15 protein-coding genes are annotated in these 23,230 nt (G+C 73.1%); 10 read left to right on the forward strand and 5 right to left on the reverse strand.

Annotation, left to right across the window (positions count from 1 at the left end; all coding sequences use genetic code 11):
• The 3 genes from AB0K36_RS25125 to AB0K36_RS25135 are packed head-to-tail and all read left to right on the forward strand — an operon-like array spanning window position 1 to window position 2,531.
• Window positions 1-1,203: a cytochrome P450 family protein gene (locus tag AB0K36_RS25125; RefSeq protein WP_364598424.1), complete on the forward strand. Its 1,203-nt coding sequence runs from the start codon at window positions 1-3 to the stop codon at window positions 1,201-1,203.
• Between the two features lie 7 nt (window positions 1,204-1,210).
• Window positions 1,211-2,125 carry a hypothetical protein gene (locus AB0K36_RS25130; RefSeq protein WP_364598427.1) on the forward strand — a complete coding sequence of 305 codons (915 nt, stop codon included), beginning with the start codon at window positions 1,211-1,213 and terminating at the stop codon, window positions 2,123-2,125.
• Window positions 2,112-2,531, forward strand: coding sequence for a PaaI family thioesterase (locus AB0K36_RS25135; RefSeq protein ID WP_364598429.1), 420 nt, complete (start codon window positions 2,112-2,114; stop codon window positions 2,529-2,531). The genes AB0K36_RS25130 and AB0K36_RS25135 overlap by 14 nt, the downstream gene beginning before the upstream one ends.
• Window positions 2,532-2,562: 31 nt before the next feature.
• Here the strand turns inward: AB0K36_RS25135 and AB0K36_RS25140 are convergent, their stop codons facing one another.
• Window positions 2,563-3,567, reverse strand: a complete 1,005-nt coding sequence (locus AB0K36_RS25140; protein WP_364598432.1) for a Gfo/Idh/MocA family protein — start codon at window positions 3,565-3,567, stop codon at window positions 2,563-2,565.
• Between the two features lie 156 nt (window positions 3,568-3,723).
• Between AB0K36_RS25140 and AB0K36_RS25145 the strand changes: the two genes are divergently transcribed.
• From AB0K36_RS25145 to AB0K36_RS25175, 7 genes are all read left to right on the forward strand, one after another.
• On the forward strand, window positions 3,724-4,443 hold the full coding sequence (locus AB0K36_RS25145) for a GntR family transcriptional regulator (protein WP_364598519.1): 720 nt from the start codon (window positions 3,724-3,726) through the stop codon (window positions 4,441-4,443).
• A gap of 133 nt (window positions 4,444-4,576) precedes the next feature.
• On the forward strand, window positions 4,577-5,575 hold the full coding sequence (locus AB0K36_RS25150) for a sugar ABC transporter substrate-binding protein (RefSeq protein WP_189464403.1): 999 nt from the start codon (window positions 4,577-4,579) through the stop codon (window positions 5,573-5,575).
• Between the two features lie 151 nt (window positions 5,576-5,726).
• The gene (locus AB0K36_RS25155) at window positions 5,727-6,740 is read left to right on the forward strand and encodes a sugar ABC transporter substrate-binding protein (RefSeq protein ID WP_364598435.1); all 1,014 of its coding nucleotides are present in this window, start codon (window positions 5,727-5,729) and stop codon (window positions 6,738-6,740) included.
• The gene (locus AB0K36_RS25160) at window positions 6,737-7,798 is read left to right on the forward strand and encodes an ABC transporter permease (RefSeq protein ID WP_364598438.1); all 1,062 of its coding nucleotides are present in this window, start codon (window positions 6,737-6,739) and stop codon (window positions 7,796-7,798) included. The genes AB0K36_RS25155 and AB0K36_RS25160 overlap by 4 nt, the downstream gene beginning before the upstream one ends.
• Complete coding sequence (locus tag AB0K36_RS25165) at window positions 7,798-8,661, forward strand: ATP-binding cassette domain-containing protein (protein ID WP_364598441.1); 864 nt, start codon at window positions 7,798-7,800, stop codon at window positions 8,659-8,661. Before AB0K36_RS25160 ends, AB0K36_RS25165 begins: the two co-directional genes overlap by 1 nt.
• Window positions 8,662-8,738: 77 nt before the next feature.
• Entirely contained in the window at window positions 8,739-9,905 is a 1,167-nt protein-coding gene (locus tag AB0K36_RS25170) for an ROK family glucokinase (protein ID WP_364598444.1), read from the forward strand.
• Window positions 9,902-10,483: a hypothetical protein gene (locus AB0K36_RS25175; RefSeq protein ID WP_189464408.1), complete on the forward strand. Its 582-nt coding sequence runs from the start codon at window positions 9,902-9,904 to the stop codon at window positions 10,481-10,483. The genes AB0K36_RS25170 and AB0K36_RS25175 overlap by 4 nt, the downstream gene beginning before the upstream one ends.
• Window positions 10,484-10,528: 45 nt before the next feature.
• On the opposite strand, the gene AB0K36_RS25180 is transcribed toward AB0K36_RS25175, so the two are convergent.
• The 4 genes from AB0K36_RS25180 to AB0K36_RS25195 form a co-directional block, all read right to left on the reverse strand.
• Window positions 10,529-16,624, reverse strand: coding sequence for a hypothetical protein (locus AB0K36_RS25180; protein WP_364598447.1), 6,096 nt, complete (start codon window positions 16,622-16,624; stop codon window positions 10,529-10,531).
• Between the two features lie 31 nt (window positions 16,625-16,655).
• The gene (locus AB0K36_RS25185; protein WP_364598450.1) at window positions 16,656-19,184 is read right to left on the reverse strand and encodes an amino acid adenylation domain-containing protein; all 2,529 of its coding nucleotides are present in this window, start codon (window positions 19,182-19,184) and stop codon (window positions 16,656-16,658) included.
• Between the two features lie 73 nt (window positions 19,185-19,257).
• Entirely contained in the window at window positions 19,258-22,140 is a 2,883-nt protein-coding gene (locus tag AB0K36_RS25190) for a DUF6603 domain-containing protein (protein ID WP_364598453.1), read from the reverse strand.
• A gap of 6 nt (window positions 22,141-22,146) precedes the next feature.
• Window positions 22,147-23,208: a WD40 repeat domain-containing protein gene (locus AB0K36_RS25195; RefSeq protein ID WP_364598456.1), complete on the reverse strand. Its 1,062-nt coding sequence runs from the start codon at window positions 23,206-23,208 to the stop codon at window positions 22,147-22,149.
• Between the last annotated feature and the right edge of the window lie 22 nt (window positions 23,209-23,230).

Raw genomic sequence — 23,230 nt, forward strand, 5'->3', positions numbered from 1 at the left:
GTGACCATCGTTGATCTGGACCAGTACGGGCCCGACTTCACCGCGAACCCGTATCCGTACTACGCGCGACTGCGGGAATCGGGCCCCGTGCACCGCGTGCGCGGCGCCGACGGCGGCGAGTTCTGGCTGATCGTCGGCCACGAGGAGGGACGGGCGGCACTCTCCGACGCGCGGCTGTCGAAATCGCCCGCCACCATAGGCGTGACCATGCTGGACGAGCAGGTCATCGGCCCCAACCTCCTCGTGATCGACCCGCCCGACCACACCCGGCTGCGCAAGCTGGTCAGCCGTGAGTTCACCCCGCGTCGCGCGGAGGCGCTGCGGCCCCGTGTCCAGCGGATCACGGACGATCTCCTGGACGAAATGCTGCCGGCCGGCCGTGCCGACCTCGTCGACGCGCTGGCCTTCCCGCTGCCGATCGTCGTGATCTGCGAACTCCTGGGCATCCCCGCCGCCGACCGCGACGCCTTCCGCACGTGGTCGAACGAGGTGGTCGCCCCGACCTCCCAGGAAGCGGGCGAGGACGCCGTCCGGCAGCTCGCGGTCTACCTCGACGAACTCATCGAGGACAAGCGCTGCGCCACCCCCACGGACGATCTGCTCTCCGCCCTCGTCCGCACGCTCCCCGGCCCCGCCGAAGCGGACGGCCCCGCCGAGGACGACCGGCTCTCCACGGCCGAACTGCGCGCACTCGCCTACCTCCTGCTCGTCGCCGGCCATGAGACGACGGTCAACCTCATCTCCAACGGCGTGCGCGCCCTGCTCACCCACCCCGATCAACTCGCCGCCCTGCGGGCCGACTTCTCCCTCCTCGACGGCGCGGTCGAGGAGATGCTGCGCTACGACGGACCCGTGGAGACCGCCACCGTCCGCTTCAGCGCCGCGCCCGTACCGATCGGCGACCAGGTCGTTCCACAGGGCTCAATGGTGCTCATCGGCCTGGCGGCCGCCGACCGCGACCCGGCCCGCTACGCGGACCCCGACCGCTTCGACATCCGCCGGGACACCCGCGGCCATCTCGCCTTCGGGCACGGCATCCACTTCTGCCTCGGCGCGCCGCTGGCCCGCATGGAGGCACGGATCGCCGTCCGCTCCCTCCTGGAACGCTGCCCCGAACTGGCCCTGGACGCCCCCGCGGACACGTACGACTGGCTGCCGGGCCTCCTGATGCGTGGTGTCCGCCGGCTGCCGGTGCGCTGGTAGGGCGGCCGTGGCCGAGCGGGCACGTTATGCGGTGGTCAGGGACGGGGCCTGGCAGCAGTTCTACTTCCGCTGGGGCGGGCCGCGCCTGGCCGTCGACGCGGCGGAAGGGCCGGAGGAGTTCGGCCGTCTCATCGCCGGCCTGGAGCCCGTGGGGCCCCGCAACTGGATGGACGACATCTCGTGCGAGGCCGCGGCGGTCGTCGACCACGACAGACGCGTCCTGCTGCTGTTCACCTGGCACCTGGAGACGTACGAGGAGCGCCGGACCCTGTTCGCGGTGCTCGCCGGGACCTGGCCGGGCTGGGAGGTCCGCTGGGCGTACGACGGCCTGGAGGACGTCGTCGCCCACCTGGGCATGGAGCGGGAGTCCGTGCGCTCCGAGCTCGGCACCCGGCCCGGCGGCCTGTTGCAGGCCGCCTTCCCCGACGAGCCCGACTTCACCGTCGCCGTCACGGTGACCTACCGGGACGGTCCGCAGGCGCACGCCGTCTCCGCCGAGAACGTGTCCGACGTGCTGGCACACGGCCCCGACGTGGTCCGTCAACTGCTGCCCGGCACCCGGGTGCCGAGGCTGCCCCACATCCCCTACGGAGGCGTGCACATCGACGTGCCCGCCCGTCGCGTCGCCGCCTGGACCCGCGGCAACTTCCTCGGCGGGGCGGCGGCCGCCGACCGGCTGTCCGGCTGGCCCGGCTGGGAGTGGACCTGCTGGTACGACGCCCACGAGCGGCAGCAGGAGGCGAGCGCCGGGGCGCTCTCCTTCGCCGCGCCCGACCCGGCCGCCGGAGTCCTGGCCTGGACCGCGCGACTCGACGAACTCCGGCCGGCCGACGGCACGGAGAGCGAGGCGCGAGCCGCGCTGCGTGCCGTACTCGATGCCCTCGCCCCCACATCCATGGAGTGCGCACATGACCGGACTTGATCTCGACACCGCGCGCAAGGTGCTCGACAGCCAGCCGTTCAGCAGGCTGCTGGGCGCGCGGATCATCGCCTTCGGCGACGGGGAGGCCGTGCTCGAGGTGGACGTCCGGGAGGATCTGCGCCAGCAGAACGGGTATCTGCACGGCGGTGTCCTCGCGTACGCCGCCGACAACTCGATCACCTTCGCCGCCGGAACCACCCTCGGGCCGGCCGTGCTGACCGGCGGCTTCTCCGTGCAGTACGTGCGGCCCGCCACCGGACGCACGCTTCGCGCCCGTGCCGCCGTCGTGCACACCGGGCGACGGCAGGCCGTGGTCCGGTGCGAGCTGCTCACCGTCGGCGAGGACGGGGCCGAGACCCTCTGCGCCGTCGCGCAGGGCACCGTCCTGTCCGCGGGCACATCGTGACGTCGTCTGGCCCGGCGACCGACCCGCCGTGTCAGCCCGCCGGGATCTCCTCCAGCCGGACCGGCCGGTGCTCCCGGCGGGACAGTTCGCAGGCCTCCGCGATCCGCAGCGCCGTCAGTGCCTCCCGGCCGTCGCAGGGGTTCTCCGCCTCGCCCGCCACCATGCGCACGAACGCGTCCAGCTCCGCCTCGTACGCCGGGGCGAAGCGCTCGAGGAAGCCCGGCCAGGGCTTGTCGACGGGCGGCAGGCCGTGCGGCTCCGTGGAGCTGATCGGCGTGCGGTCGTCGAGGCCGACCGCGACCTGGTCGAGCTCTCCGGCCAGCTCCATCCGTACGTCGTAGCCGGCGCCATTGCAGCGGGTCGCGGTCGCCGTGGCCAGCGTCCCGTCGTCGAGCGTGAGCAGCGCCGCCGCGGTGTCGATGTCGCCCACCTCCTTGAACATCGGGTGGCCCGCGTCCGAGCCGGTCGCGTACACCTCCGTCACCTCGCGGCCGGTCACCCACCGCAGGATGTCGAAGTCATGGACCAGGCAGTCCCGGTACAGGCCGCCCGACAGCGGCAGGTAGGCCGCGGGCGGTGGCGCGGGGTCGGAGGTGATGGCCCGTACGGTGTGCAGCCGGCCGAGGCGGCCGGAGCGCACGAGCTCGCGCGCCGCCGTGTAGCCGGCGTCGAAGCGCCGCATGAAACCCAGCTGGAGTTCGGTCCCCGCCTCCTCGACCGCCCGCAGCGCCCCCAGGGTGCCCGGCAGGTCCAGGGCGATCGGCTTCTCGCAGAACGCCGGGATGCCGGCCCGGGCGGCGCGGGCGATCAGGTCGGCGTGCGCGGCGGTCGCGGAGGCGATCACCACCGCGTCCACGCCCCAGGTGAAGACCTCGTTGCTGCTGGGCGCGGCGGTGGCGCCGCAGCGGTCCGCCACCTCCGCCGCCCGGACGGCGTCGGTGTCCGCCACGACCAGGGAACCCACCTCACGGTGGCGGCTGAGCACCCCCGCGTGAAAGCTGCCGATACGTCCCGTCCCGATGAGTCCGATGCGCATGGCCCAAAGGTGGAGGTGGGGCCACCGCGCTGTCAAGACTTTGTCCTGACAACCGAACCTCACGACTTCCCGTCAACATGGCGTGCGACTACGCTCCCCCACGTGCCCAAGCAGCCCAGACACGAGACGGGACCGTCGCTGTCGCTCCAGCTGAGCGTGGACCGGACCAGCCCGGTCCCGCTCTATTTCCAGCTTTCACAGCAGCTGGAATCAGCCATCGAGAGGGGGGTGCTCACCCCGGGCAGTCTGCTCGGCAACGAGATAGAGCTCGCCGGCCGGCTCGGGCTGTCCCGGCCGACGGTCCGCCAGGCCATCCAGTCCCTGGTCGACAAGGGGCTGCTGGTGCGCCGCCGGGGTGTGGGCACCCAGGTCGTGCACAGCCAGGTGAGGCGCCCGCTGGAACTGAGCAGCCTCTACGACGACCTGGAGGCGGCCGGCCAGCGGCCCGCGACGGTCGTGCTCACCAACGAGGTCGAGCCCGCGAGCGCCGAGGTCGCGGCCGCCCTCGCCGTCCCCGAGGGCAGCGACGTGCGGCTGATCGAGCGGCTGCGCTACGCCCACGGCGAGCCGATGGCCCGGCTGCGCAACCACCTGCCGGCCGGCCTGCTGGAGTGCGACACCGAACGGCTGGAGTCCACCGGCCTCTACCGGATGATGCGGGCGGCGGGTATCACCCTGCACAGTGCCCGCCAGTCGGTCGGCGCCCGAGCGGCGACGGAGCAGGAGGCCGAACTGCTCGGCGAGCTCGCCGGAGCGCCGCTGCTGACGATGGAACGCGCCACCTTCGACGACACGGGCCGGCCGGTCGAGTTCGGCTCCCACGTCTACCGCGCCTCGCGCTACGCCTTCGAGTTCCAGCTCCTGGTGCGACCGTAGGCACGCTGCGCCCGACCGCGGGGCCGTACGTCTCGCGTAAGAATGTTCGGACAAAGTCTTGACGGGGTCGCGGCACCGCCGTAGAAACTCACCCAGCCGCAACCGGGCGGCCGGGAGAGAAGGCGGACCCACCATGCGTAGCCCCCGCACGGCAGCAGCCCTGCTCGCCGCATGTGCCCTGGTCGTCGTCGCCGGATGCAGCAGTTCCGGTGGCAAGGACGCCGACGAGAAGCCGTCGGGGGACGGCGCGGGCGGCGAGGCCGCGAAGACCCCCCGGATGAAGATCGCCATGGTGACGCACTCCGGTCAGGGCGACACGTTCTGGGACATCGTCCAGAGCGGCGCCAAGGTCGCCGCCCGCAAGGACAACGTCGACTTCCTCTACGCGGCGAACCCGGAGGGCAAGGAGCAGGCCCAGCTGGTCCAGACGTACATCGACCAGAAGGTCGACGGGATCATCGTCACCCTCGCCAAACCGGAAGCGATGAGCGACGTGGTGAAGAAGGCGGTGGCGGCGGGCATCCCCGTCGTCACGATCAACTCCGGAGCTGAGTTCTCCGACGGCCTCGGCGCGCTCAGCCACATCGGCCAGGACGAGTCGGTGGCCGGCGAGGCCGTCGGCGAGGAGCTCAACGCCCAGGGGAAGAAGAAGGCGCTCTGCGTCATCCACGAACAGGGCAACGTCTCCCTCGAGGCCCGCTGCGCCGGCGTGAAGAAGACCTTCGACGGCACGGTCGAGAACCTCAACGTGGAGGGCACCAACATGCCCGCCACCACCTCGTCCGTCGAGGCGAAACTCCAGAGCGCCGAGGACATCGACGCCGTCGTCACCCTCGGCGCGCCGTTCGCCGCCGCGTCGGTGAAGGCCAAGCAGGGCGCCGGGTCGTCGGCGGAGATCAGCACCTTCGACCTCAACGCCGAGGTCGTCGCCCGCCTCAAGGCCAAGGAGATCGCCTTCGCGGTCGACCAGCAGCCCTACCTCCAGGGCTATCTCGCGGTCGACGAACTGTGGCTCAACAAGGTCAACGGGAACGTGATCGGCGGCGGCAAGCCGATCCTCACCGGCCCCGCCCTGGTCACGGAGAAGGACGTCCCCGCGCTCGAGAAGCTCACGGCCGACGGCACGCGGTGAACGCGCTCGAACCGGCCCCCGCGGCCGCCTGCCCGCCCCCGCTGCCGACCCCGCGACCAGCGATGACCGATACTTGGGCGGCCGGCCGGGTCCGCCCCGGGGCCGGCCGCAGCAGGCAGGACAGCGAGTACGGCAAGAAGGGCACCACGTCGTGGCAAGGGCAAGGACAGGGGTACGCGCGCTCGGCGCGGTGCTGGCGGCGGTACTCGGAGTGTCCCTCGCGGGATGCAGCAGCACCGGCGGCAAGCGGGCGGAGGACGCCCGCAAGGCCCAGGCCGCGGCCGGGAAGGCCGCGGTGAACACGCCGCGCTGGACGTTCGCCATGGTCACCCACTCGGGCGACGGCGACACGTTCTGGGACATCGTCCAGAGCGGAGCGGAGCAGGCGGCCGCCAAGGACAACATCAACTTCCTCTACGCCCACAGCGACGAGGGCCAGCAGCAGGCGCAGCTCGTCGACTCCTACATCTCCAAGAAGGTCGACGCGCTGATCGTCACGCTCGCCAAGCCCGACGCGATGAAGGCCGTCGTCGCCAAGGCCCGTAAGGCCGGCATCCCCGTGATCACGGTGAACTCCGGCTCCGAGCAGTCCAAGGCGTACGGCGCTCTCACCCACATCGGCCAGGACGAGACCATCGCCGGCGAGGCAGTCGGCGACGAGCTCGACGCGCGCGGCAAGAAGAAGGCCCTGTGCGTCTTGCACGAGCAGGGCAACGTGGGCCACGAGCAGCGCTGCGCGGGCGCGAAGAAGACCTTCGGCGGCGACCTGCAGAACCTGTACGTCGACGGCACCAACATGCCGGACGTCCAGGCCTCCATCGAGGCGAAGCTCCAGGCCGACCGGTCCATCGACTCCGTCGTCACCCTCGGCGCGCCCTTCGCGGACGCCGCCGTCCAGGCCAAGAAGACCGCGGGGTCCAAGGCCGAGGTCGACACCTTCGACCTCAACCCCAAGGTCGCGAAGGCGCTTCAGGAGGGCACGCTCGGCTTCGCCGTCGATCAGCAGCCCTACCTCCAGGGCTACCAGGCGGTGGACCTGTTGTGGCTCTACAAGTACAACGCCGACGTCCTCGGCGGAGGGCGGCCCGTCCTGACCGGACCCCAGATCATCACCGAGAAGGACGCCGCCGAGCTCGAGGAATTCACGGAACGGGGGACCCGATGAGCACGAGCGCACCACCGGCCACACCCGACAAGGCGCCGGACAGGGCGGACGAGCGGCTGCTGCGCACGTCACCCCTGCGCAAGCTGATGGGCCGCCCCGAGCTGGGCTCGGTCGTCGGAGCCGTGGCCGTCTTCGTCTTCTTCTCCGTCGTCGCGGACGCCTTCCTGCGGACGTCCAGCCTCGCCACCGTCCTGTACGCGGCCTCGACCCTCGGCATCATGGCCGTGCCGGTCGCGCTGCTGATGATCGGCGGGGAGTTCGACCTCTCCGCAGGTGTCATGGTGACCAGCTCCGCGCTGATCTCCTCGATGCTCAGCTACCAGATGACCGCCAACGTCTGGGTCGGGGCCCTCGTCTCCCTGCTGGTCACCCTCGGTCTCGGCGCCTTCAACGGCCTGATGCTCACCCGTACGAAACTGCCCAGCTTCATCATCACGCTCGGCACGTTCCTGATGCTGACGGGCCTCAACCTCGGCCTGACCAAACTCATCAGCGGCACCGTCTCGACCAAGTCCATCGGCGACATGGAGGGCTTCCCGTCCGCCAAGAGCGTCTTCGGCGAGTTCACCGTGGGCGGCACGACGGTCAAGGCGACCATCGTGTGGTGGGTCGTGCTGATCGCGCTGGCCACCTGGATCCTGCTCCGCACCCGCTTCGGCAACTGGATCTTCGCGGTGGGCGGCGGCGCCGACGCGGCCCGTGCGGTGGGCGTCCCGGTCAACCGGACCAAGATCCTGCTGTACATGGGTGTGGCCTTCGCCGCCTGGGTCTCCGGCCAGCACCTGCTGTTCTCGTTCGACGTGGTGCAGTCCGGCGAGGGCGTCGGCAACGAGCTGACGTACATCATCGCCGCGGTCATCGGCGGCTGTCTGATCACCGGCGGCTACGGCTCGGCGATCGGCTCGGCCGTCGGCGCACTGATCTTCGGCATGACCAGCAAGGGCATCGTCTACGCGGAGTGGAACCCGGACTGGTTCAAGTTCTTCCTCGGAGCGATGCTCCTCCTGGCCACCCTGCTCAACGCATGGGTACGCAAGCGCGCGGAGGCGACCACCTGATGAGTGCCCTTGTCGAGCTCGACGACGTCAGCAAGTACTACGGCAACATCCGGGCCCTCGAAGGCGTCTCCCTCGAGTGCCACGCCGGTGAGATCACCTGTGTCCTCGGTGACAACGGCGCCGGCAAGTCGACCCTGATCAAAATCATCTCGGGACTGCACCGGCACGATGCCGGCACCCTGCGCATCGAGGGCGAGGAGACCTCCCTCGCCGGCCCGCGCGAGGCGCTGGACCGGGGCATCGCCACCGTCTACCAGGATCTGGCGGTCGTCCCGCTGATGCCGGTCTGGCGCAACTTCTTCCTCGGCTCGGAGCCGACCCGCGGCAGGGGCCCCTTCAAGCGCCTCGACGTGGAGACGATGCGGCGGACCACCCGCGCCGAGCTGCTGCGGATGGGTATCGACCTGCGCGACGTCGACCAGCCCATCGGAACGCTGTCCGGCGGTGAGCGCCAGTGCGTGGCCATCGCCCGCGCCGTCTACTTCGGCGCCAAGGTGCTGGTGCTGGACGAGCCGACGGCCGCACTGGGCGTGAAGCAGTCCGGCGTGGTGCTGAAGTATGTGGCCGCGGCCCGCGACGCGGGTCTGGGCGTGGTGCTCATCACCCACAACCCGCACCACGCCTATCTGGTCGGCGACCGCTTCGTGCTCCTCAAGCGCGGTGTCATGTCGGGGAGCCACACCAAGCAGAGCGTCACACTCGACGAGCTCACGCGGCAGATGGCGGGTGGCAGCGAGCTGGAGGACCTCCGCCACGAGCTGGAGCGCGCGCCCGGGCCGACCCACCTCGGCGGCCACCCGTCCGGCGGCGACCGGACCGCCAGCCGGCCGCGCGGTTCGGGGGAGGGCCCGGCCGCCCACTAGCATCGAGGGGGCGGACCCCACCCGCCCCGGACCCCGCCGAGGACCCGGACCGGCCACCACGACCCCGCAGGGACGACTTGAGTACGTACCGCGACTTCACGAACCGAGGCACCGCGCGCGCCACCGTCCTCAAGACGGTCGGCACGCGCGAGCGGCGCTCGCACCTCACGGCGCCCCGCGTACCCACGGTCGGCATCGACATCGGCGGCACCAAGGTGATGGCGGGCGTCGTCGACGCCGACGGGATCATCCTCGAGAAGATCCGCACCGAGACCCCCGACAAGTCCAAGAGCCCCAAGGTCGTCGAGGACACCATCTGCGAGCTGGTGCTCGACCTCTCCGACCGGCACGATGTTCACGCCGTGGGCATCGGCGCGGCCGGGTGGGTCGACGCGGACCGCTCCAAGGTGCTCTTCGCCCCCCACCTCGCCTGGCGGAACGAGCCCCTGCGCGACGCCCTCTCCGCCCGTCTCGCCGTCCCCGTCCTGGTCGACAACGACGCCAACACCGCCGCCTGGGCGGAGTGGCGCTTCGGCGCGGGACGTGGCGAGGACCACATCGTCATGATCACGCTCGGTACCGGCATCGGCGGCGCGATCCTCGAGGACGGCCAGGTCAAGCGCGGCAAGTTCGGCGTCGCCGGCGAGTTCGGCCATATGCAGGTCGTGCCCGGCGGCCACCGCTGCCCGTGCGGCAACCGCGGCTGCTGGGAGCAGTACAGCTCCGGCAACGCCCTGGTCCGTGAAGCCCGCGAGCTCGCCGCCGCCGACTCGCCGGTCGCCTACAGCATCATCGACCGGGTCGGCGGCAACGTCGCCGACATCACCGGGCCGCTCATCACCGAGCTGGCCCGCGAGGGCGACGCGATGTGCGTCGAGCTGTTCCAGGACATCGGCCAGTGGCTCGGTGTCGGCATCGCCAACCTCGCCGCCGCCCTCGACCCGTCGTGCTTCGTCATCGGCGGCGGCGTCAGCGCCGCCGACGACCTGCTGATCGGCCCCGCCAGGGACGCCTTCCGCCGTCATCTGACCGGCCGCGGCTACCGCCCGGAGGCCCGGATCGCCAAGGCCCAGCTCGGCCCGGAAGCGGGTATGGTCGGCGCGGCCGACCTCGCGCGGCTGGTGGCCCGACGCTTCCGCCGGACCAACCGCCGCCGCGTGGAACGCCACGAGCGCTACGAGCGCTATGCCCAGGCCCTGCGCAACCCGAGTTCTGTACGCCCCACCCAGGAACCGCCGTCATGACAACGCTGACCACCCGCCGGCTCACGCCGCAGCCGAATCCGCCGACCCCCGAGGGCCGGCGCCACATGATCGTGCGCCGCTGGATCACCGCGATCGTCATCGTGCTGCTCATCGGCATCCCGGCCGGCTATCTCGTGATCTCCGCCGGTCAGAGCCGCGCCAGCGGCCGTGACAAGGAGGCGGAGTCCGCCGCCCAGGGCCTGCGCGACTTCTGGCCGTCCATCATGAAGCGCCGCATCTTCGAGGTGCCGGTCCCCGAAGGGGCCACGCGGGTCTCCTACTTCGAGACCAGCAACTGGAAGACCAGCCGGCTGTACGTCCAGTTCCGCACCTCGCCGAAGGGCCTCGACACCTTCCTCAAGGGCGCAGGGACGAGCCGCGCGGCCCTCGAGAACGGCAAGGTCACCATCAGCGACCGGGACTCCGCCGTGGTCGGCTGGAACTTCAAGCTGAAGGGCCGTGCCTGGGCCGGCACCGTCCACAACCAGAAGGACCCGCGGCCGAGCAAGGACATCACGGTCGACCTGACCGAACCGGACCGCCCCTGGGTGTACGTGGTCTCCACGGCCAACCCGTAGGAGCCCGCCCGGACGTCCGGCGGCCCGTTCCCGGCGCGCGCCTCCTCATGAGGGCCACGGTTCGGTGGGCCGGACGGTGTCGAAAGCGAGCCCGCTGGAGCTCTCCCCGGTGCCGGGGGCCTTCTCCCTGCGCACCCAGCTGTGCCAGGAGCCGTCGAACCAGCGGGCCAGCACCGGGCGGCGGGTCACGTTCACCCCGTCGCGCGGCACCTCCTCCTCGTGCACCAGCAGTCCGGGCGTGATCAGCAGACCCTCCGGGCGGGAGGCGACGCCGGGACCGGTCAGTTCCGTCAGCCGGAACTGGATCACCGCGGTCCGGACCGGCTCCGGGACGAGCGGGAACCAGTGCTCGGGCACCACGGTCTGCACCCCGTAGGCGGGCAGCTCGCCGGTCGCGACCGGCTCGGGCGCCGTGCGTGCCCACCGGTCCCGGCGGTCGATCGGTTCTCCGCGGCCGTCCGTGTAGCGGTGCTGTACGGCCCAGGCCAGGTTCGCCAACTCGTCGCGGGCCAGCGTCATGTGCTCGAGCACCTCGCCCACCTGACCGCGTTCGGTGGGCAGGACCAGCAGCCCGGACGCCGCCGGGTGGTCCGGGTCGGGGCTGTGCAGGCTGAACATCGACCAGGACGGGTCGTCCCGGCCGGCGCGGGGGACCAGGTGGTGGCGGCCGAACACGTCGCGCACGAGCAGCCGGTCCAGCACGGTCAGCGAACCGGTCGGAACCTCCAGCGGCACCAGGAACCAGTCGTTGCCGTAGACCGTCGCGAACGAGATCAGCAGCAGCCGGCCGGTGTCGAGCGTGGACACGTCCACCGAGCCCAGGTCGACCCGCGCGTCCTCCATCTCCCAGAACCGGTCGGCCGGCAGCCCGCCGTAGCGCACTGTCGAGGGCAGGCCCTCGTCGGTGAACGTGTGCCGCGGTCCTGCCGGGGCGGCCGCGTTCTCGGGATCGGGGTGCACGTCGAGGCCGTACCAGTCCAGGCCGTCGCCCAGGTACTCCTCGGCGCACAGCACCGCGCCGCCGGCGGACAGCTCTGCGGCGTACTCGAACCGGTGCGGGTCGAAGCAGTCCGGGCCGCGCTCGGCCAGTTGCCCGGCCCACCAGCGGCGCCAGCGGGCGGCCACCTCGCCGAGCCTCGGGTCCGGTCCGGCGTCGAACGTGCCCGCGTCCAGAGCCGCCGCCACCGCCACCGCGTCCGGTACCCGGCCGTCGAGCAGGCCGACCATACTCGTGTCGGGCTCACCGGCCGGCAGCTGATGCGGTGCCAGCGCCGTGACGGCGGCGGTGAGCAGCCCGGCGTCGTCGCACATCCGCAGCAGCGCGACGCCGCCTTCGGCGCGCAGCCGCTCGTCGACCCTGACCGGCTCGTCCTCGACCTGGACGTCGAGCGGCCCGAGGCGGGGGTCGTAGGGCACCCAGTCCGTGGCGCCGGCCGGCCGCCAGGCGTCGATCGGGGCACTGTTGCCGGACATCCGGACCACGGCGGGGGAGCCGGCGTCCTGGGCGGCGAACTCTCCGAACTGCCACTGCCGGGTGAGAAGCCAGAGCGGGTCGTGCACCCGGGCCGCCAGACCGGATTCGACGTCACCGGTGCGGTGCCCGGGCTCCAGACGGAACGGCCCCTCAGGGTCGGTGTTCGGCCGGCGGGTCTCGATCCTGGACAGCGCCTGCCCGGTCGCGCCTTGCGGGGAGATCCGGACAGCGGGGATCAGATCGTCCAGCAGCGGCAGGTCGGCGAGATCGACGGCGCGCAGCTTGGCCAGCTCCAGGGTCTCGCGGAGGACCTGGACCAGGCCGTCGGAGGTCCATCCGCGATCCAGGTCCGGGGGGACGGCGATGAGCACATTGTGCGGGGCCTTGGCGTCGGGCCGGTCGTAGTGGAACGCGACACCCGTCAGCTCGGTCTCCGGCGGTGCCGCTGCCGCCGGTACCTCGGGTGTCGGTGCCGGGGGCGCACCGGCCGGCAGCGGGGGTTCGGCGGCCGGGCGCAACACGTCCGAACCGGGCAGCAGCTCGATCCATTCGTCGAGCAGCAGACCGGTGACGGCCGTGTCGGGTGCGGCCTCCGCCGGGGCGTGCCAGACCAGGTGTGCGGCGGCCTGCGGGCGTCGCCCGGCCGGGAAGGTGCCCCCGATCCAAGGGTCGGCCTCGCCCTGCGGGCTCTGTGCCGCGCGGAGCCGCTCGGCCCGTCCGGCCCGGGCCCCTGCCAGCACCAGTGTCTCGTGCAGGGCCCGGACCACCGGCCGCACCGTCGCGTTGCGCCGCAACCAGTCCTCGACGTCGGCGCCGGGCAGGTCGGTCCGGCCGGCCGGCGCCGGCCGGCCGAGCGCGGGAAGCAGCGGGACGTTCGCACCCAGCACCTCGGTCACCGCCGCCCGTGCCCGGGACAGCCAGCCCTCGGCCCCGTCCGGTCCGGCCGCCTCCGCGGCCAGTGCGCCGAGCGCGGCGGCGCCGGGGTGTGCGGCGACCAGCGGGTCGGCCGCGAAGTCCGCGAGCCGACGCTGCAGATCGGTCGTCGCGAGCGAATGGTCGCCCGGGTTGTCGGACAGGTGCGCCGGCAGCAGCGGCTGGGCAGTGGCCAGCAGTGAACGGATCCGGACCGCCCTGCCGCGCAGACCGGTCCAGCCGGGGCCGGTGAAGGTGACACGTGTGTCCGGCGGGGCGCCCTGGGCGTCCAGGACCGCGCGGCTGAGCCGGGCGTGTGCGGCGCTGCCCGCTTCCAGCACCGTGCTCAGCGCGCCCGACCCGAGCCGGTCGGCGGTGACTTCGAACGCCTGGCCGTTGCCCTGCTCATCGGGCACGCTGCCCTGGCCGCCGCCCGGGTCCTCACCGTGCCCGCCCAGCACGCCGGTCAGGGTCCAGCCCGCCGCCGGGCCGAGCAGGTGCGCGACCCAAGCCTCCACATCCGGTAGCAGCGTGGCGACCGGGTCGGCCGGCCAGCCGCTCGGCGCGACCGGCTGGGCCGGCAGCAGCGCGGCCACTCGATGGGTCAGCGCGCGGGCCCGCCGCGGGGTGCGCAACACGTGGAACGTGTCCGGTACGTCCTCACCGCGGCCCAGGGTGTCGGCGGTCAGCCCCGCGCGGATCGGATTGCCTCCCACCAACTGGTGGACACTCTCGGCCAGCACCAGGTCGCCCACGGCGTCGAGGGCGTCGGCGAGGTCCTGCACCAGCGGTTCCGCCGCTCCCCGGTCGGCCGACGGCACCACCGGCGCGCCGTCGATGACACTGGGCAGGTCGAGCACCCCGGCACCGGCCCGCACCAGGGCCATCCCGTCGACGACGTTGCGAGCGGAGACGGCCTCCGCGCTGCGCGCCCACAACGGAGCGTCGGCCCCCGGGTCCTCGGGTTCGGGCACGACAGGGAGCGGGAACTGGCGACGGAACCGTTCGACGAGGTGGTCCAGCTCCACATCGTGCAGGGCCCGCTCGAACCGGTAGCCCAGCAGGGAGCCCAGGTTCTGACCCCGGCGTACGCCGCCGAGCAGCCAGCGGGCGATGCGGGCGCGGCGCGAGGTGAGGCCGACCGCGTAGGTCTGCTCGCCGGGGTGGCCGAGGAAGCCCGAGCGCAGTACGGCCGCGGTTGCCGCGTGCTGAAGCGACGGTGCGTGGATGTAGCCGTCCTGCCCGGACACCTCGGCCGTGGTGGCCACGCCATCCACGTCGATCTCGGTCTGTTCCCTCGGCACCGCCGGCCGCAGGTCCTCCACCCAGCCGTAGCAGCCGTACCGGACGCCCTCGGTTCCGGATGCCCGCAGCTCGGCCAGCCGCCGGGACGCCAGTGAGGTGATCCAGGCGTCCAGCCGGTGCGAGTGGACGTCGACGACCTCCAGCAGCAGCTCGGGAAGGCGGGTCGTCGGTACGGCGGCGAGTGCCCGCAGTGCCTGCTCCAGCCGGGGCAGCGCGGCCGTGGCCCGGGTGGCGGCCGCGACCCGTTCCGCCCGATCGCCTTCCGACAGCCCTTCCAGCACGTCGGCCACCAGCTGGTCCACGTCACCGGTGGCGGCCAGCGCACGGGGGAGCGGATCGTCCTCACCGTCGTCGGAGAACGCCCAGTTCGGCAGGAACAGCAGCGCGTCGAGCACTCCGGTGGCATCCGGCGGAGCCTGCGGCGGGAACTCCAGCGGTACCCCTTCGTCCTCGGGCGTCGGTGCACTGCCGTCGGCCGGTGGGGCACCGCCATCGGCCGGTGGGGTTCCGTCCTCGGGTGTCGGTGCACTGCCGTCGGCCGGTTCGCCGCCCTCTTCCGGCACTTCGCCGCCGACGGCCGGAAGGTCGAAGAACGTGCTGGGCCGCGGTGGGGTCTCCCGGCCGGAGGACAGCTCCACCGGCCAGGCGCGGTCGTAGCTCTCGGCGTCCAACTCGCCTGCCAGGAAGGCGCGCACCGCGGCGAGGTAGTCCGCGGTGGCCGACGCGCGGGCCGGGAAGCCGGCCGCGTCCGGCGTGAGCCGGGGTACGAACGCCGGGACGCCGGTCGCCTCGTCCAGGCCCCAGCCGAGATCGGTCCAGCCGTCGGAGCCGGTGGTCCAGCGCAGCACGCCTTCCGGGTCCAGGCCGGGCAGGCCCGGCCGGGTGGGGGGCTGGTCGTGCGGAGTCTTCGGCACCGCGAACCCCGGCCCGTCGAGCCGGCGCATGGCCAGGCCGGTCGCCACCGGCAGCCGCTGCAACGCGTCGACCGCGACCTGGTCGACCGGCTCGCCGGGCCGCACTCTGGGGATGGTGGAGTCCTCGCCGTTCAGCACCCCGCGCCAGCGTTCCCGCAGTCGCAGCAACCAAGGAGCCAGCAACGCGTCCACGTCACCGTCCCGCGTGGCGCGCCAGTCGCCCAGCGCGGTCGCCGGCAGCACGCCGTAGGGCTGGCGGCCGACCCGCAGCATCGGCAGCGGCCCCCGACCGCGGACATGCTCGGCGAGATGGTCCCGGACCGCGCGCCACGGTCCCGTCGGACCGGCGGCCCGGACCTCTCGGGTGCCGAGGTCCAGTTGGGACGCGGCGGCCTCGGCGAACCCCTTGCCCAGGGTCGGCCAGGTGAGCAGGGTCAACGCGGCGACGGCCGACGGTTCCGCGTCGGTCGCGCCGGGACAGCCGCGCAGGAAACCGGCGTCCGGCAGGCCGAGCGCGCCGGCCAGCACGTCGGCCACCTGCCGCTGACCGGCAGGCGGCTCCGGATCCGGGTCCGGGCCGGGGTAGGCGGGGGCCGAGGACCAGCCGGAGCGGGCACGCGGAGTGTTGTTGGTCGCGGTACCGGCGGGCAGCATGCCGAGCCCGCCGCCGAATCGGTGGCCGTGCAGCACGTCGCGCAACCGGGCGGCGCCGTCCGCCGCCGAGTCGTCGCGCACCCCGACGACCAGCAGCTCGTCGAGATGATCGGTGCCGTCGGTGAAGGTCAGCTCGACACCCATGCCGGCCTTGACCGCCTCGAACCAGTCGGTCTCCCAGCCCTCCTCGTCGGTGCGGAGCATGCTGATCGGCAGCGGGTCGGGCACCGGACGGCCGAGTCTGTCCACCACCACCTGGCCGTCGACCAGGCCGAGGAAGCGCCAGCGCTTGGGCATCGCGACCACCCGCCGCCGGCGTTCGTTCGGGTCGTCGGGGCGTACCGCGGGCGGCGGAGCACCGGGGCGGCAGGCGCGGACCGCCCAGGCGGCGCGGGCCGGACGCAGCAGGCTGAGCACCTTCTGCCAGGCTTCGGGGCCCGGCGTCCGCCAGTACTCGGTGCCGGCGGCCGCCTCCGCGGCGGTGAGCTCCGGGTCGAACTGGGACAGCAGGATGTCGTCCGGGTAGACGCGCACCCGAAGTGCGCCCGGTTCCCACCAGATGGTTTCCACCCGCACCGGCAGCAGGGCGATCGGGGCGGTGTTGTCGTCGGGGAACAGCGCCGTGCCGGCGGCCAGGGCCTGTGCCAGTTCCTCCCCGGCACTGCTGACGGAGCTCTTCAGCTGGTCGGCCGTGCGCTGCAGCTCCGCCTGGGCCGCCTCGGCGGCCGCGAGCAGTTCGGGGGTGGCGCGCTCGTCGCCGGCCTGGACGGCGGCCTGAAGTCGCCGGACCACGGCCAGTTGCTCGTCCGCGAGGGCCTGCGCGGTGTCCGCCTCGGCGCGTGCTCGGTCCAACTGCGCGCGGGCGGCGAACGCGTCGGTCATGTCCGGGGTGCTCCTGTCCTCGACACGGTGATCAGCCGCCCAGCAACGTGGTGGCCCGGAAGGCCAGTTGGAACGGCTGTTGGAAGGCGATGCGGGCCATGTCGGCCGCGTCGCGGCCCCACACCGGCGGATCGGCCGGCGGCAGCTCACTGGGTGTGGCGGGCGCCGGGGCGAGGCGGACGAACCTGGCGGCGTCCACGGTGACGCCGCTCCAGGTGAGGTCGGCCCAGGTCTTCACGGGGACGGGCTGACCGGAGTCGAAACCGAACTGGGTGCCGCGCATCGGTTCGCGGAACACGAAGAACCAGTCCTCGGCGCGCGCCCGTTGCTCGTCGATGCCGGCGAACAGATAGAGCACGGTCGACTCGTCCAGCGCCAGCGGGGTGCCCGGCACTCCGCCGAACGCGGCCGGCAGCTTGCCCTCCTCGCCGCGTACCGCGAGCAGCGCGGTGCCCGGGAACCGGCGCAGCAGCTCACCGCGAACCAGCAGTGCCAGGCTGCCCTCGCCGCCGGTGCGCAGCCCGCTGCCCAGCGGGGCCTCGAGCGGCCAGCGGGCGATCTCGTCCACGTCCGCCTCGTCGCCGGGCCAGAATCGGGCGAACGGGGTACCGCGCTGGTCGGTGGGGAACTCCCGCCACAGCAGCTCCCGGTTGAATTCGTGGTTGAGCCCGACGAGCAGGGCGGCGACGAACTCGGGATTGGTCTCCAGCAGCGTCACCGAGTCCGCCGGCAGCGCGCCGATCCCCGGAATCGCCCATTCGGGCCAGCGGGCCAGCAGTTCCTCCGCGATCGGCACGGTGAACTTCGGGTGCGCCATGATCGGCCGCAGCGGGCGGGCCTCGGTCTCGCTGCGCCGCGCCCAGAAATCGGCGGGGATGCGGTCGGCCATCCGCAGGAGTTGCAGCCTCGACGGGCTGACCCCGGCCCGGAGTTCGCCGGGCAGGCCGGCCTCGGGCGCTCCCGCGTCGATCATGCCCATCTCGCTCAGCCCACGTTCGAGGACCGGCCTGGGCCCCTCCGCGACGGTGGCGACAGCGGCGTCGCCGGTCGCGACGCGGCCCGCACGGCGGGCCAGCGCGCCGCTCCGGCGGGTCAGCCGGACGAACGAGGTGTCGGCCGCCCCGGTCGGCACCGGGGAAGCGGCCAGCATGGTGGCCAGTGTGGTCGCGGCTCCCACGGGTCCGGCGACCGCGTCGGAGAGCGGCATCCGGTTGCCCACCGGCGCCATGACGGTGACCAGGTCGGACACGTCCAGCGGCGCGAGGTGCTTGCGCTGGGCCTGCTCCGCGGCGACGGTCGCCAGCTCGCCGACGGCCAGCAGCCGGTTGGCCTCCCGGATCTCGCCGACCTGCTCCCAGGCCCTGGCCATCAGGAACTCCTGTTCCAGCTGCACGTAGCGGGCGCCGAGAGCGGCGGCCACCCGGCGGCGGACCTCGAGGTTGAGCGTGCTCATCCAGCTGTTCGGGTCGGTGGGCACGGTCTGCCGGCCGGTGTGGTGGCTGCCGTAGAGCGGCGGGGCGACGGCGGCCGTGTCACGGTCCTCGGCGGGAGGCCCGGCCTCGCCGCGGCGTCGGTCGGGAGCGTCCAGGCGTTCTCGGACCAGGGCCAGGAACCGTTCCTGTGCGGCGGGGTCCGACCACACCTCGGGAGCCGCCGTTCCCGGTACCCGCAGCGCACCGTCCAGCGCCACGGTGGCGGGCACGGTTTCCTGCTCGGCCGGCCAGGGCCGGCCGACGTCGATGGTCCGGGTGCCGAGCCCGGCCTCGGCGGCCGGCCGGAAGCGCAGCCGACGAGCCAGCTCCTCGAAGGTGCCCGCCGCCGCGGTGCGGAAGGTCCACCAGTGGTAGACGGGCAGCTCGATCGTGGGGCCGTCGCCCGCCGGCCAGGCATCAGCCGTGCCCGGTCCGACCAGGGGCGTGTTCAGGCCGGCGGCCCGGCCGGCCGCGGTGGCCGGCACCACGGCGGCGATCCAGCCCCGGTTCGGCTCCAGTTTGCGCGGGCACAACAGCCGCGCGACGACGTCGGCCGAGTGGTTGCGCACTCCCTCCGTGGCGAGCTGCTGCGCGGCTCCGAGGTCGGTGACGCCGTCCGGGAGGCGGGCCTCCACATGCGCCCAGGCCCAGCGCTCGGCCGCCGGTGGCAGCGCCGCCACCGGCGCGGTGAGCACCGGCAGCGGGTTCGCGCCCCGCGGCGGGGCCGCCTCGTCCTCGGCCAGCACGATCAGCGCGATCCACGGCAGCGGCGTCGGCCCGGCCGGTGTCGTGGCCTGCCCCGGCGAGAGCAGCCACGGCAGGTCGGCGTGCGCCAGCTCGACACCGGCCAGCACGTTCTCCGCCGCCGGCGCCGAGCCGGGCTGCGGCTCCTCGCGCAGCACCATCGCCCGGTCGAAGCCGAGCACATCCCCCGGCCCGACCAGCGACAGCGTCGGTCCCGCCACCGTCTCCCGCCTGTCCTCGCCGTCGATCTCACGGGCGAACAGCACCGACGTCGGCAACGCCTGGCCCGACGCCGAAGCCGCCGCACCGACCTGCGCCGAGGAGAAGAACCATCGCGTACTCATGCATCGCTCCAGCTCGGGCCGCGTGACCCTGACGTGCTTCGGTGGGTCGCCGGCCCGGTACTCACCGGGAGGCTCATGTGCGTTGCTCCCAGCTCTCGACGAGCCGAACAGGAGCGTGCGGGTCGCCGAGCTGTTCGCGTACCGCCTGCCAGGCGTCCGCGGTGGCGTTCACCAGGGAGACGTCGGCCAGCAACGGGTGCAGGTCACCGGCGGCGACCACACTCATCGTCGGGGGGCGTACCCGCACGGCCGCCTCGGGCGTGCGCCACCGCTCCAGCCGTTCGGCGGCGCCGAGCCCGTACACCGCCTCGCGGCGGAAGAGCCCCGGCCAAGAGGAGAACTCCCGCGACGGCAGGGGCGGTTCGTACCCCGTCTCGTAGCCGTCGTCGACCCGGTGACCTGCGCCGAGCCTCGCGCCGTCGGTGCCCACACGCACCCCGCCGGCGTGGCTGACGAACGCGGGCTCCGTGAGCTGCTGGTCCTCGGTGAGGTCGAAGAACTCGCCGGGCACGAACCGCTCCGGCAGCGAGGGGAGACCGTCGACCGGACGGGGCGTGCCGGCGGTGACCTCCTTGATCGTCCACTTCTGCACCGGCACCGGCCGACGCTCGAACCGGGAGATCGGCACGCCCAGCGGCAGCACCTCCTGGCTGACCCGCAGGGTGGCGTCCGGGTGCACGAGCTCGCCTTTGGTGAGCTTTTTGACCGCCGCGGGAGTGAACGCCAGCGCGGTGCGTTCGGCTGCCGGCCGTTCCGCCACCCACGCCTTCGGCTGTCCGACGGCGCTACGCAGCGGCTCGATCGGATCACGCCCGGCCTGCGGCGCGACCGCCGGCGGGGAGCCCCAGCGGATGTCGAAGTCGAGCTCGACGTCCCAGAACAGCACCGAGATGCTGCCGGTGCCGAACGCGTGCCATGGCGCCGGGCCTTCCAAGGTGAAGTCCAGGCCGACGCTGGCCAGTCGGCGGCCGAACGCACGCACCGCCACACCGGCCCGCACGTGCACCGCGAACGCGAACACCGGGTCGAAGACGAACAGGGCGTCCAGTCCGAGCCAGCCCTGCACACCGCAGCCGGCGATCATCGCCTCCAACTGCACCTGGCCGCCGAACATGACCGCGTTGGAGGTGACCGCGAAGTAGGCCTCCATGCGCAGCCCGAAGCCGTTGCCCGGCGCCAGATCGACCTGGAGCCGGCGCAGCGCGGGCACCCCGGCGGGGCGGGTGTAACGGGGGTGGAAGCCGCCGGCGGACATGACGAACTCCGGCTGTCGACCGCCGCGCACCAGCAGGTACATCTCGCCGCTCACGGCGAGTCCGACGATCCACGACCCCGTCAGCGACACCAGGAGCTCGAATTCGGGGACGCCCGTGTCGATCCGGCCGAGCACACCGGCCTGCAGCCGGATCAGCGGCACCACCGGGTCCGGAAGGGCGATCAGGAGCCGCCCCAGCAGCACCGCGCGCACCGGGGCGGGCAGTTCCAGGATCAGTGCGCCGGACAGCGACACCATCCGACCGCCCCAGGTGATGCGGACCATCGGCCCTACCAGCACCCTGCCGGTGGCCACCGGGAACACCGAGGCCAGCGAGTCGATGATCTCCCCGGCGCGCTCCACCGCCCGGTCCGGGAACAGCACCCGGTCGGCGTTGCCGTCGCAGACCAGCTGCTGCAGCGCGGTGACGTCGACGCGCCGGTTGACCCCGACCAGACCGCCGACCGCGTCCAGTGCGAACCCCAGCCCGAGCTGGATGCCGGGATCGGGGAACTTGGCGGCCAGCAGCACCAGGAAGCTGGTCGGGGCTCCTGCGACCGGGGGCCGGAACAGGGCGACGGCCTGCAGTCGCAGCACGCTCAGGTCGATCGAGATCAGCCCGGCGTAGCCCTGGTCGGGAGTGCGCCGGACCACGCCGCCGCCGGACACGGGCGGCAGAGTGAGCTCGGTGCCGATGCCGTCCGGGAAGAGCTCACGCAGGCGCTGCGGATCGATGCCCGGCCGGGTCGCCGGTGACAGCACCACCGGCAGGTCGATGCCGGCGCCGTCCATCGACGCGCGCAGTGGGAGCCCGGGCAGCCCCGCGTTGACCGACATGGACAGGGCCAGCCGCAGCTCGCCGCCGTCGGAGGTCAGTTCCAGGGCGGCACCCCGGGTCTGCACACCAGGAGCGTTCAGCCGTAGCGGCAGCGGGGCGCGCAGCGCGCCGGTTCCGGCGAAGCGCAGTCCACCGGCCCGGTCCGCCCGGACGGTGACGGTGACCGGCCCCGAACCTCCGGCCGTCGGGCCGGCCCCGCCGACGCCGATGAGCTTGGCCAGAGCCGCCGGCAGCACGGCGGCGGCGAGTTCCCGCAGCTCCACCTCGACGGCCGGCGGCGTGTCCGGGCCCGCGGTCACGGTGAGGGCGATGCCGTTGACGCTGATCCCGGGTCCGTCGGCCGTCCCGGCGGCCAGCCGGCCGGTGCGCAGGAACTGGATCGTCGCGGTGCCGCCGGGCGGCGCCGGCGGCATGCCCGGACCGAACGCGGCGTCCCAGCCGCCGGCCGTGGCGATCGTCGCCTGCGCACTCCACGGGCCCGTGACCTTCGGCGGCATGGACAGGGCCGCCCCGGGGGTGACCACCACGTCGAACACCGGCCCGCCCGGGGTCACCCCGAGCACGGCCCGCCCGGCCGCGTCGGTCAGCACCAGCGCCACCCCGAGCGGCGCCCCGGGCGCCCGCCGCCAGCCGTGCAACCGCACCGGCGAGCCGGCGTCCAGGTCGCCGAGCATCTCGCGCACGAGTTCCACCAGCGAGTTCCCCGGCGGCAGCCGGTCGTGCGCCGCAAGCAGCCGTCCGGCCAGTACGGTGCCGGCGGCCGACGGCTCCTCGGGCAGCTCGCGGCTCAGACCCTCTACCGCGTTCTGGGTCAGCGCGCGCAGCTGGTCGGCGACCTGGCGCAGAAGCTCGGCGGGGTCCATGCCGCCTCACCCGAGCCCGAGTTCGCCGTTGTCGATCACCAACGCGCGGCCGAAGCTGCCGAGCCCCAGCCACCGGCCGTCCGGGCTGAACTCCATGGCCAGTACCTCGTCGGTGGGCACCGCGTACAGCTCCTTGCCGCCCAGGTCGAACAGACGCACCACGTTGTCGATGGAGGCGCTGGCCGCCACCTTGCCGTTGGGGCTGAAGGCCACATGGGTGACGGCCCCTGGGTCGGGGAGTCCGGGGGCCAGCTTCGGTGCCCTGCACTTCTCCACCCCGGACTCCGCTTCCAGTACCCGGGCGAACCCGTCGGAGCCGCCCACCACGGTCCACTTGCCCTTCGGATCGAACGCCAGGCAGTTGGGGGCGGTGACCTGTTCGTCGACCTCGTCCGGCGTCGGCCACAACTGCGTCCCGTCGTCCGCCAGGAACATCCGGGTGGTGTCGTCGGCGGCGCAGCACAGCACCAAGGAGGCGTCCGGACCGAACGCGACAGCGAGCACCGCGTCGTCCGGGGTCAGTCGCGCGAGTTCCGTGCCGGTGGCCAGCTCCAGCACCCGGGCCGACCCGGCACGCCGGTGGTCACCCCCGTGACGTTCGTCGATGGCGAGCGCGATCCGGGTGCCGTCGCCGCTGAGGTCGATGTCGGCGATCTGCGGCGTGTCGACGGTGATCCGCCGCGATGAAGCCCCGGTCGCACCCTCGAGTACGACGACCACCGCGTCGGTGGACGCGACCACTTTTCCGTCCGGAGTGAACCGCACCGTGTTGACGGAGCTGCCCGGCTCGAGAGGCCCTTGCCAGATCACCGCTCCGGTCGTGCTGGAGCGCAGGAACACCTGCTCGAAGTCGGCCACCGCGAGCGCGGCGCCGTCCGGGCTGAACGCGATGCCGGTCACGGACCCCTCGCAGGGCACATCCAGCGGCACACCGACGCCGACCCCGCGCACCCGCAGCACCGAATCGCTGCCGCCGCTGGCGAACCGCGTGCTGTCGCGGCTGAATGCGACCGCCTGCGCGGAGCCGTCATGTTCGACCGTGAGCGCCACGGTTCCCGGCTGACTCATGACCAGCTCCTCCTTCGGGCCG

This window comes from Streptomyces kurssanovii, from assembly GCF_040677245.1.
In the GTDB taxonomy this organism is placed as follows: domain Bacteria; phylum Actinomycetota; class Actinomycetes; order Streptomycetales; family Streptomycetaceae; genus Streptomyces; species Streptomyces kurssanovii.

What these genes read in the sequence shown, in the direction of transcription:
- AB0K36_RS25135 (WP_364598429.1), top strand. Translation starts at nt 2,112, where the DNA reads ATGACCGGACTTGATCTCGACACCGCGCGCAAGGTGCTCGACAGCCAG.
- AB0K36_RS25140 (WP_364598432.1), bottom strand. Translation starts at nt 3,567, where the DNA reads ATGCGCATCGGACTCATCGGGACGGGACGTATCGGCAGCTTTCACGCG.
- AB0K36_RS25150 (WP_189464403.1), top strand. Translation starts at nt 4,577, where the DNA reads ATGCGTAGCCCCCGCACGGCAGCAGCCCTGCTCGCCGCATGTGCCCTG.
- AB0K36_RS25160 (WP_364598438.1), top strand. Translation starts at nt 6,737, where the DNA reads ATGAGCACGAGCGCACCACCGGCCACACCCGACAAGGCGCCGGACAGG.
- AB0K36_RS25165 (WP_364598441.1), top strand. Translation starts at nt 7,798, where the DNA reads ATGAGTGCCCTTGTCGAGCTCGACGACGTCAGCAAGTACTACGGCAAC.
- AB0K36_RS25175 (WP_189464408.1), top strand. Translation starts at nt 9,902, where the DNA reads ATGACAACGCTGACCACCCGCCGGCTCACGCCGCAGCCGAATCCGCCG.
- AB0K36_RS25180 (WP_364598447.1), bottom strand. Translation starts at nt 16,624, where the DNA reads ATGACCGACGCGTTCGCCGCCCGCGCGCAGTTGGACCGAGCACGCGCC.
- AB0K36_RS25185 (WP_364598450.1), bottom strand. Translation starts at nt 19,184, where the DNA reads ATGAGTACGCGATGGTTCTTCTCCTCGGCGCAGGTCGGTGCGGCGGCT.
- AB0K36_RS25190 (WP_364598453.1), bottom strand. Translation starts at nt 22,140, where the DNA reads ATGGACCCCGCCGAGCTTCTGCGCCAGGTCGCCGACCAGCTGCGCGCG.
- AB0K36_RS25195 (WP_364598456.1), bottom strand. Translation starts at nt 23,208, where the DNA reads ATGAGTCAGCCGGGAACCGTGGCGCTCACGGTCGAACATGACGGCTCC.